Source organism: Shewanella sp. JNE2 (assembly GCF_023159115.1).
GTDB lineage: Bacteria > Pseudomonadota > Gammaproteobacteria > Enterobacterales > Shewanellaceae > Shewanella > Shewanella putrefaciens.
This window is the reverse complement of the sequence record NZ_CP096169.1, coordinates 971,456-988,385: the sequence shown is the minus strand read 5'-3', so window position 1 is coordinate 988,385 and position 16,930 is coordinate 971,456. Positions and strand designations below refer to the sequence as shown.

The window sequence follows — 16,930 nt, the reverse complement described above, 5'->3', positions numbered from 1 at the left end:
GGTATAATCGCTACGTTTACACTTTTAGCGATAACGTTTTCGCCACCGCCGCGTTAACTTAGGCAGAATCCAGATGAAACCCACTATCTCGACAGAAACCCAGCAAGAAGCAATGATTGCAGCAAAAGCCACCCAAAAACCGGGACAAACCAAAGAGCAAACAAAACTCATCGCCCAAGGGATTGAAAAAGGCATCGCCGAATATAAAAAGCTTCAAAAAGCCAAAGCTCGTGAACGGGATAAAGCACGTAAACAACAGTTGAGAGCAAAATCTCGCGCAGTGAATAACATGGATGAACAAGAGGACTCAGAGGAATTATTTGTATCTCAACGTCAATTCACCACCGCCACTTGGGTTGCCATAACACTCTTACTATTAAGTTGGGCAGGGTTTGTTTTGTATTTTTTCAGGGCTTAATTACACTCAATTAACCCTAACCACCACAGACTGATTCGGTTTAAGCTATGCCACTCGACGAAATATCAGTTCAATTGGGGTATTTTCGAGTTAGACTTTTAGCTCGAATTAGTAAGTTTCCGATTAAAATCTCTATGGGTTAATGCTTCCATCAGCCGACGCGTTAGCGGTCGGTCGGCTGCATTGATTTGTTAGAGCGTATTTCATTGAAAATGGGCTCTATTTTTGTTCCTATCCAGACCGAAGTTCCCATACCAAACAGCAAATAAAAGAAAGATACAAGCCACGCGATAGACAAAGGCAAGTAATCTCTGCTCAGTAATATTACCAGTGGAACGCTAACTAGGATTGACATCAGCAGTACCATTTTTTTAGACAACTCCATCCACAAATGTGAATTTTCCGGATTGTAAGGGCTAAAGATAATTTCAGTGAGGAAATGGTAGCAGGCACCTCCTCCAAGCAACATAAATGAAAAGACAGTAAATGATTCAAATAACTCTCCATAAGTGGGAGTGTTCGATAACCCTTTAGCCTGCGCCAAACTGAAAAGCCATAAGAATAAACATGACGAAAATGCCCATGCTACTGCACTAATAATTCTTCTATCCATGAGATTAACCCCCATTCAGCTCTAACGCCTAGCTCACAGGAAAAATGCGAGCGCAGCGAGTACTTTTTCCTGTGCAGCTATTTGTTAGCACTTTCAACAATGATCTCACGAAGGAAAACTAGTTTTGGAATTTTATTGTATTCTTTATCATGCCCAAAAATAACAGTGACATTAGCGTTTACCTTGCGCTTATCAAGCAGGTCTTCAGGATCTACTGTCGGATCTAGTTGCAAGCGCACGCGTTTTTTATGGAGATCAGGAACGACAACCGCCCAGCCCCGCTTAGTGCTATCAAGGTCTATGGCTCTAATTTCAAGCTCAATATTTTTATAGTCTTCGATAAATTCTTCATCTTCTGGCTCTTGGATAGAGCGAGGCATCGCTTTAACGGATTCATTGTTGATTCTTAACTCTTCATTCCCATTAAAAGGGCCATGAATTAGGCATGAATTAGGCATGAATTAGGCCACCCAAGTTAAAACAACAACATAATGCACTCTGGGCTTGGCTTCAAGCAACGGAAAGTCACTTAGTCGCAAAAAGACTGACAAGGTATGCTTCAAATGGATGATGATCGACTAAATCGGGCAATTTGATGGAAAAATGGTGATTTTTAGTAAGAGTCGCCCAACCCATTGTCTGGTTGGCCGTTTTAAAAGGTAAAGCCGATGAATAGGCTCGAAGTCAGCCAGCTTTGAGGTGCTGACAGCAAGACGCAAAGTGCCGTCGTCGCTTCTCTAAATGCTCACAGTAATCGGTAAGTTCTTGCAATGTTCCCACAGGGCCATGAAACAACTTGCCAAACTCTGTGGTGAGCTTGAGCCAGTTGTCTTGTTGGATATTCAACCTTGTCAGTAACTTGGCGCTATTGTCACTGATAGCACCACATCTGTCATTTCGAATAATTCGACCTGTATCCTCCACCAATTGAAGATAATCTACTAATGAAAACGCAATGCCATTGGGCTGGTTTTCGCGTTCATTACCAATAAAAGGCAGTAGATTTTTGGGCTGCTCACCTTTCAATGCAGCCCGAATACGCAGTTGAATACTGGTGTGATCTGATTGCTCCAGTGTATCGGCCATTTTAGCTCTGATAGGATTCAAATCAACATACGCCATACAGGCTAAAACTGCGGTCTCATCGAGTAAGGCCTGCGATTTAAAACGGCCTTCCCAGAAACGACCTGTACAGTTATCTTCTTGATTTGCTTGCCTTGCTATCGGCTCATTTAAGCAACGCATGAACCAACTGATGTCACATAAACGGCTTCGATACGTCGCGATGCTATGTTTTAATCTGTTGACCTCATGGGCCTCGACCAACTCACCTTTAGCGAATTTTTGCGTTAATTCATTGCCTTTAAATAACTTATGCCATTGCTCAAGCACCTCCCTATCGCTCCAGCGGTTTGCTGTCTCTACATCAATGCGTAAAACCACATGTAGATGATTGGACATCACCGCAAAGGCAACCACATCTATCGCAAAAATCGCTTCAAGTTTAAACAATAACGACTCAACCCAAGCTCGGCGATGGTCATAGTTTTTACCTGAGTAATCATCATCGCCACATAAAAAAGCACGTCGAACGACACGACTGCAACAATGGTAGAAAGGCGTGTCCTCAACACTGATCTGAGTTCTTCTTGGGCGCGGCATAGCAAATCCTCCCATCAAAACTTTTACTGAGTCTAGTAGAGGATCCTAAATCATGCGATTTACCATGGGTGGCTCGATTTTAGCTTTGGGTGGCTCGATTTTAGCTTTGGGTGGCTCGATTTTAGCTTGTGACCGTTGGTGGCATGGATGCCGCCGTCGAGCCTATAGGGATAGTTTTTTAAAATGAAAGGACAATGGATCACTGGTAAATAGTAACAATTAATCCAGCACAACAAACGACAGGCAAAAAAAAGCCTGCTCAATGAGCAGGCAAAGACATATTTCAAGCGTCCCTTTCGGGGAAGTACATTACCGCGCTAGCGGGAAAAACCTGGCATACCCATGCAAAAACACCGATATGCTACTTGAGTCTAAACACGCCAAAAAAGGCGATACAAAGGTTGATGGATGATGGAAACTTACACTTTAAGGAGGGTTAGGCCTTAAAGCTCATGGCGAATAAACCGCCACGCAAAACATCAGTGTTAAACCAAGTGTTCTGCCAATAAAAATGGTTGTTGCCTGTATAAGACATAGTCAATGCTCCTAAATTAGTTGTGATTAAGTACTCTAGTGAAGCTTGGCTCGGTTCCTTGGAACTAGAGATTCTCAAATCCGTTGAGACGACTTGTCACTCGGTTCCTTGGAGAAAAATATCCATCCTGGATAGACTAGAGAGGAAAGGCGTAGTGCCTAATCCACGAAAGTAATTATATGGTTTTGTAGTTTTATTACAACCTTTATTTGTATTTTTTTTCATTAAGGCTTTTTAATGTAATTAAATTACACAATTATACTGGGGTTAATGGCGATCTGCTTCACATAAAAACAGAAATAATCCTGTAACCACCTAATAAATAAAATATTACAGAATTATTTCTATTTGTTGCGACCCGTTATCGATTGATCACATATTGATACAGCGCCACGAGTGGACTGGCCGTCGGTTTACCATACAGCGGATCCCCTTCGGTCGCACTGCCGGCAATATCTAAGTGAGTATAAGCTAAGGGAATAGGTGCATTTATCCCGTGATCAAATAGCCCCGACGCCTTCAATAAAAACGCCGCAGGGTATTGATGTCCACGGGCTGTCACCGATGACGGCGCATTATTGGAAGATAAGATGTCAGCAGCGCCAGAGACATCGCGGATTTTGGCAAAATCTTCACGGCGTAAGGTCGACACTTCGAAGGGTTCGCCCCACTGACTCGCCTGCTGTTGTAAAGTCATGGCACATTGCTGCAAACTTGCTACTGAGTTTTCTACCGCCGCGGGATAACCGCCATAACAACGCACAACATGGCCTGTGAGTGTTGCAACCGAAAATAGTTCAGGCTGCACCGCCGACACGGCTTTAATCCGTAAATGGCTCAGTAAATCCGCCAGCACTAAACGCCCTTCGGCATCCGTATTACCAATGCGTACCCGTACGCCTGCATGGCTCGTAATAATTTCATCGGTCACAAAGGCTTCACTGCCTATGCTGTTACGCACTAAGCCCAACTCGGCAATCACTCGAATACCTTTAGGTTTAAGCATTGATAGGGTTTTAAATAGCCCCGCCACGGCAGAAGCGCCGCCTTTATCGCGACTCATGCCCGCCATAGCACCACCGACTTTCAGATCGGCACCGCCAGTATCGTAAATCACGCCCTTACCCGCAAACAAGAAAGTGCGAGTCACCTTCCCTTCTGGCTGATATTCTAATTTAACCACGCGAGGTTGATGACGACTAACGGCAAAAGAAGAACGTGCCACAGCGCTGAGCAGCGGATAATCACGCTCTAAAATATCTCTATCTTCCACTACCGAAGTTTTGATCACGCTGCCTTTAAAGGATTGCAGGCAATAATCGGCAAAGGCTTTAGCCGACATACGCTCTGGCTCAGTACCACATAAATCCCGCGCTAATACCCGCCCTGCTTCTAAGGCATTGAGTAAATTGCTGTTATGGGTTGCTGAAGATAATAGCCCTATGGCCTCAAATGCCGGCATTAAGCCCGTCGCCTCACGCAGTTCTAAGGTTTGCCATAATTCTTGACCGCAAGCTAACGCCGCGACTTCAGAGGCAAAACCAAAACGCGCGTCCTTCGATGGCACCACATAGAGCAGCGGACGTTGTGCGCCTGCCTCTTTTGCAATGGCAATCGCCGCTCTTGCAGCATCGGCGTACACTCGCACATCTACATACTCATCGATCACTTGGGTAATAGGCGCGATAATTAAGCGACCTCCCGCCAGCCCTGGGGCAAACAGTAATGTAGGGCTCTTACCGACACGTTTATCCACATGGGCACCGTGCTGAGCCAATAAGCCTATCTCATCAAAACCGATAGAATCCAGATCGGGCGTCACCACCACAACTGCATCCCAGCCTTCACCATCAAAAATGGCACTTTCTGCTTTTACATCAACGAAGTTAACTTGAAACATGACCCATCCTTTTTCATTATTGTGCCTGCATTATTCCCGCTCTATCGCCTAATTACCAATCTAAAAGTGGTACCGACACTCCCAGAAAAAGCCAAACTGGCAACTTTGGCTGCCAGCTCAGCAAAAGCCTGTGACGCTGTGATTATTTGGCTGCACAGAATGTGCTAGAATGGCCGCAAATTTGCCCTATACCCACAAGACCTTATGAGGGACACTCAAGTGACAGCCTTAAGTCAGTTATACCCACAACCATTATGGCAATGGTTTGAACAGATCTGCGCGATTCCCCACCCTTCTAAACACGAGCAAGCCTTAAGCCAGCACATCCAAGCGTGGGCTAAAGATAAGCAACTCGCCGTAGTCGAAGATGCCGTTGGCAACTTAATCATCCGTAAACCTGCGACGCCCGGTATGGAAAATCGTAAGACGGTGGTGATTCAAGCCCATATCGATATGGTGCCACAGAAGAATGCCGATAAAGTGCATGACTTTACTAAAGATCCTATCGAAGCCTATGTGGATGGCGACTGGGTTAAAGCCAAAGGCACCACCTTAGGTGCCGACAACGGTATTGGTATGGCATCGGCTTTAGCCATTTTAGGCTCAGATGATATCAAACACGGCCCATTAGAAGTGCTGCTGACGATAGATGAAGAAGCCGGTATGACAGGCGCCTTCGGTTTACAGGCGGGTATGTTAGATGCGGAGATCCTCATCAATACCGATTCAGAGCAAGAAGGTGAAATCTATATGGGCTGCGCCGGTGGCGTCGATGCTCAAATCACCCTGCCTATGGTGTGGCAAGCGTCTGAGCAAAGTTACTCGGCCTTTAGCCTACACTTATCAGGCTTAAAAGGGGGTCACTCTGGGGTGAACATTCACTTAGGTCGTGGCAATGCCAACAAACTATTGGCCCGTTTTCTGTTTGAAAATGCCGATGAGTTAGCGTTAGAACTCACCCAATTTAGCGGCGGTTCACTGCGTAATGCGATTCCACGGGAAGCCAACATCAGCTTTATGTTGCCCGCCGAAAATGTCGATACACTAAATGAAAAAGTCATCGCCTTCGAAACCTTAGTACGTACAGAACTCGCTATTGCCGATCCCGATATACGTTTAATGTTGACTGAAATCCCAACGCCAAAACGTGTAATGAGTGAAAACAGCCAAAATACCCTGATCGATTTGCTGCATGTGTGCCCAAATGGTGTGATCCGCATGAGTGATGAAGTTGAAGGTGTGGTTGAAACTTCACTCAACGTAGGTGTTATCAGTACAGACGATGAACAAGTCACTATCCTGTGCCTTATCCGCTCACTGATCGATTCTGGTCGCACTCAGGTCGAAGGTATGTTAACTGCGTTAACTAACTTAGCCGGAGCCGATATCGATTTAAGCGGTGCTTACCCAGGTTGGAAACCAGATAACAGTTCACCTGTAATGGCGATAGTGCGTGAAACCTATCAAGATATTTACCAAAAAGAGCCTGTGATTATGGTGATCCATGCGGGTCTCGAGTGTGGCCTATTCAAGAAACCGTATCCAGAGATGGATATGGTCTCGATTGGCCCCACCATTCGCTATCCACATGGCCCAGACGAAATGGTAAACATCACCACTGTCGGCCAATATTGGACATTGCTACTGGCAGTGTTAGAGCGAATCCCAGTTAAAATTTAAGTTGATACTCATACTAAAGCCGCGCTTTATAGGATAAAGCGCGGCTTTTTATTTTCGTTTTTCCAATTGAGATATATTGCTGGAACAAGTTTACCGCTCAACTAAATAGCGACTACAAACAAGTAGTAACTCACCTAAACCGACCTCAAAGCAAATTAACAACGCTTAACCACTAAGCCCCTTGTTGCACGTAGATTAACCAGCATAGGTAACATCAACGCGAGGATCACTATCGCCATACCCACCAATTGAATTTCCGTTACCGCCTGCCCCATGGCTAAAGCCGTTAATGCAGCAAAGACAGGCACGAGATTGAAAAAGACCGATGCCTTAGCAGGGCCAAGCGCCTTAACGCCATTAATCCAAAATAAATAACCCAGCACAGTCGCAAATAGACCAATGTAGAGCACGCTGGAAAAGGCTATCATCGACAGTCCCATCAACTCCTGCCAAGGATGAAATTCACCACGACCAAGCCCAACCACGGACATAGATACACTTGCCGCAATCATACTCAGCAAGGTAAATGGCAGCACTGGTAACCAATGCCCAACCCGTTGCGAACAGATAGTATAACCACTCCAAGCGAACATCCCCGCAGCAACCATCAAGTCACCTTGGTTAACACTAAAATTGAGCAATTGCTGCAAACTGCCGTTAGTGATAACCAGTAGCACGCCAGCCAAACCACCCACTAAGCTAAACACTTGTTGCCTGCTGAGCCATTCACGTTGCAATAGTGCGTTGACGATTGAAGTCACCAGCGGGCTGAGTGCCATAATCAAGGCGCCATTGGCCGCAGAGGTGTGTTGTAGACCATTAAATAAGGCGAGGTTTAAACCACCAACACCAATCACGCCCACCAACGCGATGACTGTGTATTGCCCCAAGCTCAATTTGGGCCAAGCTTGACGCGTAAAAGCGATATATAACGCCAGCGTGACCGCGGCTATGGTAAACCGCCAGAAAACGAGGGATTCTCCCGACATCTCCTCCAGCACTCGCTTAGCAATGGGAAACACACTGCCCCAGCTAAAAACACAAATCAGTAGACAAACGAATGTCAGGTAAGGGGTATGGGATTTCATATCTGCCTCTTGGGAGGGAATTGGGATTGAGCTTAGTTTATAAGTTTCATATATTATTAAAACTAGCAAGATTTAGAGGTTAAATTCCAAATATGAAACTTAATTATTCCCTAGACGATATGCGTTTATTTTGGGTTGTGGCACAGCAGGGCAGTTTTAAGCTCGCGGCTGAGCATTTAGGTATTCCACCGTCTACCTTAAGTCGTCGAATCAATCTATTAGAACAGTCTTTAGGGTTGCGCTTACTGCACCGAGACGCCCATAGGGTAAATCTTACCGCCACAGGTCAGCGTTATCTCGAACGTTGCGGCCCACTGTTTATCGAGTTAAACCAAGTATCGGGTGAGCTGCATGCCGATAAACATCAAGCGGTTGGAAAACTGCGGATCTCAGCACCCATCAACACCACCTACCTTTGGCTGGGGGAATCACTCAACGCCTTTCAATTACGCTATCCTAATATCGATATCGATTTAAGCCTGTCGAATATGAATATCGATGTCAGTGAAAACGCGATTGATATCGCCTTTCGGGTTGGCGAGCCTAAAGATCCTGATTGGATTGCAAGGCCACTCACCACCATTAGCTTTGTCCTTTGCGCCAGTAGTACGGCAACGCAATGGCATTCTCTGCAATCTATAGAGGAGCTCGAACAACATCCCGTTATTATCGCAAAACCAGCTAAAACATGGCGCTTACAGCATAATATCACTAGGCAAGATTTCGAATTTGAGCCAAGGAGTAATATCAAACTAGCCGTCGATGATATGGCTATCGCCAGTCAAGCTGTGATGGCAGGGCTCGGTATTGGACTATTACCCATTAGCATGGCGAGTGAACGAATACAAAGCGGCAAGCTTATTCAAATACTGCCCGAGTGGAAAGGTGCTCCGCGTACCGCTTACTTGATGTATCGCGATCGCGATAATCTTCCTCTACGGGTTAGGCTCTTGATTGATTTTATGCTGGAAAACCCACCCTCAGCTTATTAAGCGATTCGAGTTGGTGATGAAATTGATCGACTCAATAAGTGCCTAGAGCGCTAAATCAAGCTGAGTCTGGGTGTTTAATGTTGATGCGACATAACGTGTTGAATCGGCTAATCCTACAGAAATACCCACAAGCCGGATCCCCCGAGCATCCTGCCTAGCTAATGCCTGAGTAAGAAGATCATAAAACAGGTTCACAGAAACCTCCTCAGTGCGATGCTCTATCGTGGTTTGTTTAAAATCGCTAAATTTAAGTTTAACGACTTGCTTATGGATCTTTCGCTCCTTAGCGCTGCGGCTTAAACGCAACGCCAACTCTTGGATTAATCCCGGCATCACCTGCTGGCACTGTTCTAAGGTATAAATATCCTTGGCGAGAGTGGTCTCAACGCCAACGGACTTACGCTCACGATCGATGGAAATTCCCTGTCCGTCAATGCCATGGGCGCGCTCAATTAGCACTGCACCCAATTTACCAAAACGGGAGAGCAACTCTTGTTTTGAATAAACCTGCACATCACCACAAGTGTTTAACCCAAGGGATGTTAACTTTTCAGCGGTGACTTTACCCACTCCGGGAATTTTACGTAGCGATAAGGTCTTAACAAACTCAGGAAGCATCTCTGGTGTGATCACATATTGCCCGTTAGGCTTATTCAGATCCGAGGCAACCTTTGCCAAAAACTTCACTGGTGCTATCCCCGCCGAAGCCGTTAAACCCGTTTCGGCTAAGATATCACGGCGAATAGCCTCAGCAATTAAGGTTGCAGAACCCTTATATTGTTGGCACTCACTCACATCTAAATAGGCTTCATCTAAGGAAAGCGGTTCAATCAATGGCGTGTAGCGGGAGAAGATTTCACGAATGTGTAGCGATACTTCTTTGTAAACCTGCATCCGACCGGGAACCAAAATAAGATTGGGACACAGCTTAAAGGCATAGGAAGTCGCCATCGCCGAACGTACCCCAAATTTACGCGCCTCGTAACTACAAGTGCTGATCACACCGCGACGTTCACGACTGCCACCCACGGCTAAAGGCTTGCCACGGTACTCGGGAAAGTCACGCATTTCTACTGCTGCAAAATAGCAGTCCATATCGATGTGAATAATTTTTCGCACGTTGAATTCCTCCAACGTCAAAATACTGTATATAAAACCAGTAATCAAGTGCTCTATACACACTTATTCTCTTACCCACAGATAAAACAAAAGGAGCCGAAGCTCCTTTTATTGATGACGCGTCTACCTGAGATCAGATTTTGAATTGCCCAATATTTAAGGTGAGTTTACGGGTTACATGTTCAAAGCCCTGTAGACTTTGCGATAGATCTTGGCTGGATAACAAAGATTGATCCGATAAACCACGGACATTCTCAACGTTTTGCGCCACTTCCTCAGCCACTACCGCCTGTTGACCAATTGCCACGGTAATTTCTACGGTTTGTTGCTGAATAGACACAATGGCATTTGCGATATCATTTAATGCTTGCTCCACTTGAGTCGTCAGATCCTGACCTGCTTTTGCCTGCTCAACGCCAGACTCCATCACTTGTTCTGCCTGTAATGCACTTTGTTGTAATGTCTGAATAATGCCCTGAATATTAGCGGTAGAATCTTGGGTTCGCGATGCCAACGTACGCACTTCATCTGCCACCACAGCAAAGCCACGGCCTTGTTCACCCGCACGGGCCGCTTCGATAGCCGCATTGAGCGCCAGTAGATTAGTTTGCTCGGCAATATGACGAATAACACTCAATACCTCACCGATTTGTTCTGAGCTATTACGTAAGTGTTTAATCACTTTTGCAGCCTCAATAACTTGCAGAGATAGTACTTTCATCCCTTCTGTCGCACGTGAAACAATCTGAGTACCATCGTGGGCTTGAGTTTGTGCTTTCTGTGCAAAATCATTTGCTCTTTGGGCACTCACCGCCATCTCTTGGCTCGTCTGTGCCATTTGTGTCGCTGCGGTTGCCACAGAATCGATTTGCTGTTTCTGAGATGACACTGAAGATACGGCTAATTCACACACTTGCCGAGCATCTTCCACCCCTGTACCGACTTCCTGCGTTAGCGTGCGGGTATGCAATAACATATGCTGAACTTTTTCAGCAAAGCGGTTAAAGGCATCACCGAGTTTACCTAGTTCATCTTCTCGATCCATTAGAATACGTTGAGAAAGATCGCTATCACCTTCAGCAATATCCTCCATCGCATCCAATAGCTTAGATAACTGACGTCTAAAGGGCAGCAACATTAACCAAACCGTTATTCCGACTAACAGCATAATGCCGATAGCAACTAAACACGCATTCCAAAAGGCCGCTGTCACAGGCGCTTCTATTACCTCATGGGGTAACATAAAGGCTAAGTGCCATTTTTGCTTAGGATAATCCCCTCCGACAGATACAAAAGTGACTCTCTGTGGCACGCCATTAAACGTCACTTCAGCAAAGCCTTGCGCTTCCAGTTGCATCTGTTGTCTTAGTAAGGCGAATCCAGACGTATTTTCAAACTGACTGTCGACTTGACTAGCTAAAGAACCCGGTGGAAAACGCTCAGAAAATCCAGGGAAATAAACCAGCTTGCCGTCATCGGTCATCAGGAAAGCCTGACCAAAATTGCGATATTTGATCGGTGCTAACAGGGATTTACCAATGGTATCGATCAAAATATCCATACCACCGATACCAATCAATTCACCATTTGCCCCATAGACAGGAGTTTTAACCGTAGCAGAGATAGAGCCATCGTTAGCATCCACGGCAGGATCGCCCACAAAGAGTCCACGTTGGTCGATAGCCTCCTGCCACCAAGGTCGTTTATTAGTGTAGTAATTGGGGTCGCCATCGAAACGACCATTGAAATCAAAATATTCAAACGTATTAGCCGAACCAAAAAATACGGATTTTATATCGGGATCGCGCTCAGAAAAGGATTTGAAATAACGAATAATATTTTGATATTGGCTATCAGCGGCAAGATTGCTGCCACGGGCATGATACTGGCTAAACCAACTCACTAAACCCGGTTCAGCAAATATGGAGTGGATGACCTGACCCTTAGCAATAAAATATCCACTGATTTCATTGGCTTTTAATGCAACAAGTGCCGAAATATCCTCATCGACTTGCTTACGAGTATTATTACTTTCTTTCGTTACCAACAAAACGGCAACTAAGGTAAGGAGTACTGCTAAGGCGCTGACAATCGTCACAACCAACTGCAAACTTAGAGAACGTTTTATATATCCCATCTATATCCCCGTCAGACTGACAACATTTAACAATATAAGGCGTAAAAACAGTTTTACACGTTAACAATTTTTACGGGGCAACAACAGATGAAATTCATATAAAAAACGTAAACAACTATTTGTAAAGAAAGGACATTACACATATAACAGAATTAGCTGAATTTAATAAAGATGGCAGAGGATGAATTTGTGAGGGCGGATTTTTATAGTTAGATAGACTGTATAAAAGATTAAGTATATGTACAAAAGTAGAAATAAGATCAGCGAGGCAAACCCGCTGATCTTCATGTAGACGTTACATCTTAGTTTGCAGATAGTTTTGCAGTCCAACACGGTCAATAAGTCCAAGTTGTTTTTCGAGCCAATACATATGATCAGACTCAGTATCGTCAAGCAACACTTCAAGTATTTCTCGAGTCTGGTAATCTTGCTTCTGCTCACATAGGGCAATCACTTTGCGCAAATCGTCCGCGACCTTGTATTCGTAGGCGAGATCATTACGTAGCATTTCTTCTACATCTTTACCTATATTCAATGCCTCACGGGCAGCAACATTAGGCGTACCTTCGAGGAATAAAATACGCTGCACGAGTTTTGCTGCATGGGCTTTCTCATCATCTGACTCATGGGCGATACGCTCATAGAGTTCATTCAAGCCCCAATCTTCGTACATATGGGCATGGACAAAATACTGATCCATTGCCGAGAGTTCTCCCGTTAGGAGTCGATTTAACGCATCGATGATATCTTTATCGCCTTTCATATTTCGCTCCTATGATTCACTGATTTGTGATTGCAGATAATTTTGGATACCCGTTAACGAGATCAACTCCTGCTGTGACTCGAGCCAATCTAAATGCTCTTCTTCGTCTTCAAGAATATCTTCTAATAAATCTCGGCTCACATAGTCTTGCTCAGCTTCACACAGGGTAATGGCATCACGTAGCAGCGTTAACTGCTCTTGCACCATCGCATAATCACAATCGAGCATTTCTTGGCTGTGCTCACCGATGCGCAATTTTTCAAGTTGCTGCAGATTGGGCAATCCTTCCAGAAACAACACGCGTTCAATAAGCTTATCGGCGTGCTTCATATCCTGAATAGATTTTTTATATTCGACGTGGTTTAGCTTCTCAAAACCCCAATGCTTAAACATTCTGGCATGGAGAAAATATTGGTTGATGGCCGTCAACTCACAGGTAAGCACCCGATTCAGTTGTCCCACCACTTTTGGATGACCTTTCATAAGTTACGATCCTTGGTAAACGTGAAAAGATTGATCTAAATCAAGCTTCTAGCCTAGTACAGTTTAGCTGCAAACTCAAATTATCTTTATATTTCATCTATTTAATTATAAAAACCATTCTCATTTCCGCTTAGATTAACGTCCTATCCCACTCAAATACCAAGGATAAATCTCAAATGAGTAATAAAATATAAGCAAAAAAAATAGCCTCCGATGTAGGGAGGCTATTGTCGATTCGAGATGTTCTAAATAATCCGGTCTTTCGTTAACTTCTCACGGCGAGCTTCTTCGGCCGCCATTCGACGTTTACGTTTGTCACAGGGATCATCACAATCACAGGCTTTCTCAATCCCTAATACACCTAAACCGCCACAACTTCCCTCAACGGCTTTGCGCTTGATAAGATAACCTATCGACATCAGCAAAAAGAACAGTAATAAAATCACAAATGCCGCGATAAAAGTGCTCATGTTAACTCCAACTACTTAAGGAAAGGCTTGAAGGCGTCACTGTAGTAGACTTTAAACCCTTCGCCTTGCTTTTCTATTAGCATTATCGCCAAGTGTTCTTTCTTGGCAAGCTCCAATGATGCTTCTGTACCCAAAACAATCATTGCCGTCGCAAAACCGTCCGCGGTCATACAATCTTTATGCAAAACGGTCACAGAGGCTAGCTTATGATTGACAGGTAAACCAGTGCGGGGATCAATAATATGGGTAAAACGTTGGCCATCTTCCTCGTAGTAATTACGATAATCACCAGAGGTCGCCATTGCCATTGTGCCTGGCTCAATCACCTGTTGTACTGCCACACCATCATCGGTTGGCTGCTCTATAGCCACGCGCCAAGAGCTACCATCTCCCTTGGTTCCTTTAATACTCAGCTCGCCGCCAATTTCCACTAGATAACCGCTAGCATGATATTTATCTAAAATAGAAGCCACTTTATCAACACCAAAGCCTTTAGCTATCGATGAAAGATCAACATATAAATGGGCATTGTGCTTTCTTAAACGGTTACCTTCAACAGAGAGTTCACTAATTCCCGTTTTCGCTTTCGCTGCATCAATATCAGCTTGAGTGGGGACTTTAGTGGGGCGCTTGTCTGGCCCAAATCCCCACAGATTAACCAAAGGACCTAAGGTAATATCAAGTGCCTTATCCGTCACTTGATATAAACGTATTCCCTCTTGCACCACTTTAATGGTATCTGGTGAGACTTCAACGCTTTGCTCTAATGGCAATTGGTTGAAACGGGATAATTCTGAATGAGGTCGATACGTCGACATCTGGTCATTGACTAGCTCAAGGGCTAAATCAATTTCCGCTTGAAGTAACTGCGCCGTTGGCATCTGCTCATTCGGGACGACTTTAATATGATAAGTCGTGCCCATAGTGCTACCAGCTAACGAAATGACTTCATTTTGCTTTGAACAGGCTGAAACAAAAAAGGCCAGCCCTACGAGGACTAGCCAGTTCACTGAATACTTTAATGCTGAGGTATTGATCTTTAAGGTCTGAAACATAGTGACCTACTACTCTTATTTGTGCCCTTAAATGCAAAAGTTGCAGATGAAAGATTAACCTCAACATCTGCAACTTTTCTCATCCTAGGCTAATGAACATTAGCCGCCGAAGTCATCCAACAGGATATTTTCGTCTTCGACACCAAGATTTTTCAACATACCAATGACGGCAGCGTTCATCATTGGAGGTCCACACATGTAGAACTCACAATCTTCAGGCGCTTCGTGGTCTTTCAGATAGTTTTCATACAGTACGTTATGGATGAAACCAGTATAACCATCCCAGTTATCCTCAGGTTGAGGATCGGACAGCGCCACATGCCATACGAAGTTATCATTCTCAGCCGCGAGACCATCGAAATCTTCAACATAGAACATTTCACGCTTAGAACGCGCACCGTACCAGAAGCTCATCTTACGCTTAGATTTAAGACGCTTAAGTTGGTCGAAAATGTGCGAACGCATTGGTGCCATACCCGCGCCACCACCGATAAACACCATTTCTGCATCGGTATCTTTCGCGAAGAACTCACCAAATGGACCAGAAATCGTCACTTTATCACCCGCTTTTAAGCTCCATATGTAAGATGACATCTTACCGCAAGGCAGTGTCAAGTTACGTGGTGGAGGCGTAGCAATACGCACGTTCAGCATGATAATACCGAACTCTTCTGGGTAGTTAGCCATTGAGTATGCACGAATCGTTTCTTCATCAACCTTAGATTCAAGATTGAAGAAACCAAAGTGCTCCCAGTCACCACGGTATTGTGCAGGTACGTCGAAATCTGCATATTTAATGTGATGAGCTGGCGCTTCGATTTGGATATAGCCACCCGCACGGAATGGTACAGACTCGCCATCAGGAATTTGTAGCTTCAGTTCTTTAATGAAAGTGGCTTTATTATCATTAGAGATAACAGTACATTCCCATTTTTTGATACCGAAGATTTCTTCGTCAAGCTCGATTTCCATATCGTTTTTGACGTTAACCTGACAAGAAAGACGACAACCTTTACGGGCATCACCTTTGCTGATGTGGTCAAGTTCAGTCGGCAGAATATCACCGCCGCCAGACTTAATCACTACGCGGCATTGGCCGCAAGAACCACCACCACCACATGCACTCGATACGAAAATACCGTTATTGGCAAGAGCGCCTAATAACTTGCCGCCCGCACCGGTTTTTATTGCTTTTTCAGGATCGTCATTAATACCGATCGTGATGTCACCGCTCGCCACTAACTTAGATTTAGCGAATAAAATCACTAATACCAAGATCAGGACGATAGCAGTAAACATACTCACACCGAGGTAAACCTCAAGTGGAGTAGATTTAAAAATACCAAGAATATCCATTAACTTATCCTTAGAAGGTCCAATTCAAGAAGCCGTTGAGTGTCTCTTACAGGGACACACCTGAAAACGACATGAAACCTAAGGCCATTAAACCAGCGGTAATAAAGGTAATCCCTAAACCACGCAGGCCATTAGGCACATCGGCATACTTCAGCTTCTCACGGATACCGGCCATCAATACGATAGCTAATGCCCAACCTATTCCAGAGCCGAAACCAAATACCACACTTTCGCCCAGTTTGTAGTCACGCTCAACCATGAATGATACCGCACCGAAAATCGCACAGTTCACAGTGATCAAAGGTAAGAAAATACCTAACGCGTTGTACAAAGGTGGAAAATATTTATCCAGTGCCATTTCTAGTATTTGAACTAAAGCAGCAATCACACCGATAAAGGTAATGAATTTCAAGAAGCTTAAGTCAGCTTCAGGTGCGCCAGCCCAAGCAAGTGCACCAGGAGCTAACAACCCTTGATAGATAACTTGGTTCGCAGGAACAGAGATAGTTAACACTACAACTACCGCAATCCCTAGGCCCATGGCAGTAGTCACTTTCTTAGAAACGGCCAAGAAAGTACACATACCAAGGAAGAAGGCCAGTGCCATGTTTTCAATGAAAACAGAGCGAATTAACAGGCTAATATAATGTTCCATCGCA

16 protein-coding genes are annotated in these 16,930 nt (G+C 44.6%); 3 read left to right on the top strand and 13 right to left on the bottom strand.

Annotated features, from left to right (window positions below; all coding sequences use genetic code 11):
- Positions 1–73 precede the first annotated feature (73 nt).
- Positions 74–418, top strand: a complete 345-nt coding sequence (locus MZ182_RS04485) for a DUF2956 domain-containing protein (protein ID WP_011918800.1) — start codon at positions 74–76, stop codon at positions 416–418.
- Positions 419–581: 163 nt separating this feature from the next.
- Here MZ182_RS04485 and MZ182_RS04480 read toward each other — a convergent pair whose 3' ends face one another.
- The 4 genes from MZ182_RS04480 to MZ182_RS04465 all read right to left on the bottom strand — a co-directional run bounded on the left by MZ182_RS04480 (position 582) and on the right by MZ182_RS04465 (position 5,128).
- Entirely contained in the window at positions 582–1,031 is a 450-nt protein-coding gene (locus tag MZ182_RS04480; protein WP_248067426.1) for a hypothetical protein, read from the bottom strand.
- 77 nt (positions 1,032–1,108) lie between these two features.
- Positions 1,109–1,489: a hypothetical protein gene (locus MZ182_RS04475; protein WP_248067428.1), complete on the bottom strand. Its 381-nt coding sequence runs from the start codon at positions 1,487–1,489 to the stop codon at positions 1,109–1,111.
- Between the two features lie 226 nt (positions 1,490–1,715).
- The gene (locus MZ182_RS04470) at positions 1,716–2,693 is read right to left on the bottom strand and encodes a hypothetical protein (protein ID WP_011790483.1); all 978 of its coding nucleotides are present in this window, start codon (positions 2,691–2,693) and stop codon (positions 1,716–1,718) included.
- 896 nt (positions 2,694–3,589) lie between these two features.
- A complete protein-coding gene (locus MZ182_RS04465; RefSeq protein ID WP_248067430.1) occupies positions 3,590–5,128 on the bottom strand; it encodes a leucyl aminopeptidase family protein in 1,539 nt (512 codons plus the stop codon).
- A 219-nt stretch (positions 5,129–5,347) separates the two neighbouring features.
- On the opposite strand from MZ182_RS04465, the gene MZ182_RS04460 reads away from it, so the two are divergent.
- A complete protein-coding gene (locus MZ182_RS04460) occupies positions 5,348–6,808 on the top strand; it encodes an aminoacyl-histidine dipeptidase (RefSeq protein ID WP_248067432.1) in 1,461 nt (486 codons plus the stop codon).
- A 155-nt stretch (positions 6,809–6,963) separates the two neighbouring features.
- On the opposite strand, the gene MZ182_RS04455 is transcribed toward MZ182_RS04460, so the two are convergent.
- Positions 6,964–7,896 (bottom strand): DMT family transporter, encoded by a 933-nt coding sequence (locus MZ182_RS04455; RefSeq protein ID WP_011790487.1) that lies wholly within the window; start codon positions 7,894–7,896, stop codon positions 6,964–6,966.
- 92 nt (positions 7,897–7,988) lie between these two features.
- Here MZ182_RS04455 and MZ182_RS04450 point away from each other — a divergent pair, with 92 nt between their 5' ends.
- Positions 7,989–8,888, top strand: a complete 900-nt coding sequence (locus MZ182_RS04450) for a LysR family transcriptional regulator (RefSeq protein WP_248067434.1) — start codon at positions 7,989–7,991, stop codon at positions 8,886–8,888.
- A gap of 42 nt (positions 8,889–8,930) precedes the next feature.
- On the opposite strand, the gene dinB is transcribed toward MZ182_RS04450, so the two are convergent.
- The 8 genes from dinB to nqrE all read right to left on the bottom strand — a co-directional run bounded on the left by dinB (position 8,931) and on the right by nqrE (position 16,926).
- Positions 8,931–10,007, bottom strand: coding sequence for a DNA polymerase IV (gene dinB / locus MZ182_RS04445; RefSeq protein ID WP_248067436.1), 1,077 nt, complete (start codon positions 10,005–10,007; stop codon positions 8,931–8,933).
- A gap of 133 nt (positions 10,008–10,140) precedes the next feature.
- The gene (locus tag MZ182_RS04440; RefSeq protein WP_248067438.1) at positions 10,141–12,144 is read right to left on the bottom strand and encodes a methyl-accepting chemotaxis protein; all 2,004 of its coding nucleotides are present in this window, start codon (positions 12,142–12,144) and stop codon (positions 10,141–10,143) included.
- A gap of 295 nt (positions 12,145–12,439) precedes the next feature.
- Positions 12,440–12,907: a bacterioferritin gene (gene bfr / locus MZ182_RS04435; protein ID WP_011790491.1), complete on the bottom strand. Its 468-nt coding sequence runs from the start codon at positions 12,905–12,907 to the stop codon at positions 12,440–12,442.
- A gap of 9 nt (positions 12,908–12,916) precedes the next feature.
- Complete coding sequence (gene bfr, locus MZ182_RS04430; protein ID WP_011790492.1) at positions 12,917–13,390, bottom strand: bacterioferritin; 474 nt, start codon at positions 13,388–13,390, stop codon at positions 12,917–12,919.
- Positions 13,391–13,635: 245 nt separating this feature from the next.
- Positions 13,636–13,860 carry a (Na+)-NQR maturation NqrM gene (nqrM, locus tag MZ182_RS04425; RefSeq protein WP_007645837.1) on the bottom strand — a complete coding sequence of 75 codons (225 nt, stop codon included), beginning with the start codon at positions 13,858–13,860 and terminating at the stop codon, positions 13,636–13,638.
- An 11-nt stretch (positions 13,861–13,871) separates the two neighbouring features.
- Entirely contained in the window at positions 13,872–14,915 is a 1,044-nt protein-coding gene (locus MZ182_RS04420) for an FAD:protein FMN transferase (RefSeq protein WP_115016024.1), read from the bottom strand.
- A gap of 99 nt (positions 14,916–15,014) precedes the next feature.
- A complete protein-coding gene (gene nqrF / locus MZ182_RS04415) occupies positions 15,015–16,271 on the bottom strand; it encodes an NADH:ubiquinone reductase (Na(+)-transporting) subunit F (RefSeq protein WP_011790494.1) in 1,257 nt (418 codons plus the stop codon).
- Positions 16,272–16,317: 46 nt separating this feature from the next.
- Positions 16,318–16,926 (bottom strand): NADH:ubiquinone reductase (Na(+)-transporting) subunit E, encoded by a 609-nt coding sequence (nqrE, locus tag MZ182_RS04410; protein WP_011790495.1) that lies wholly within the window; start codon positions 16,924–16,926, stop codon positions 16,318–16,320.
- Positions 16,927–16,930 lie beyond the last annotated feature (4 nt).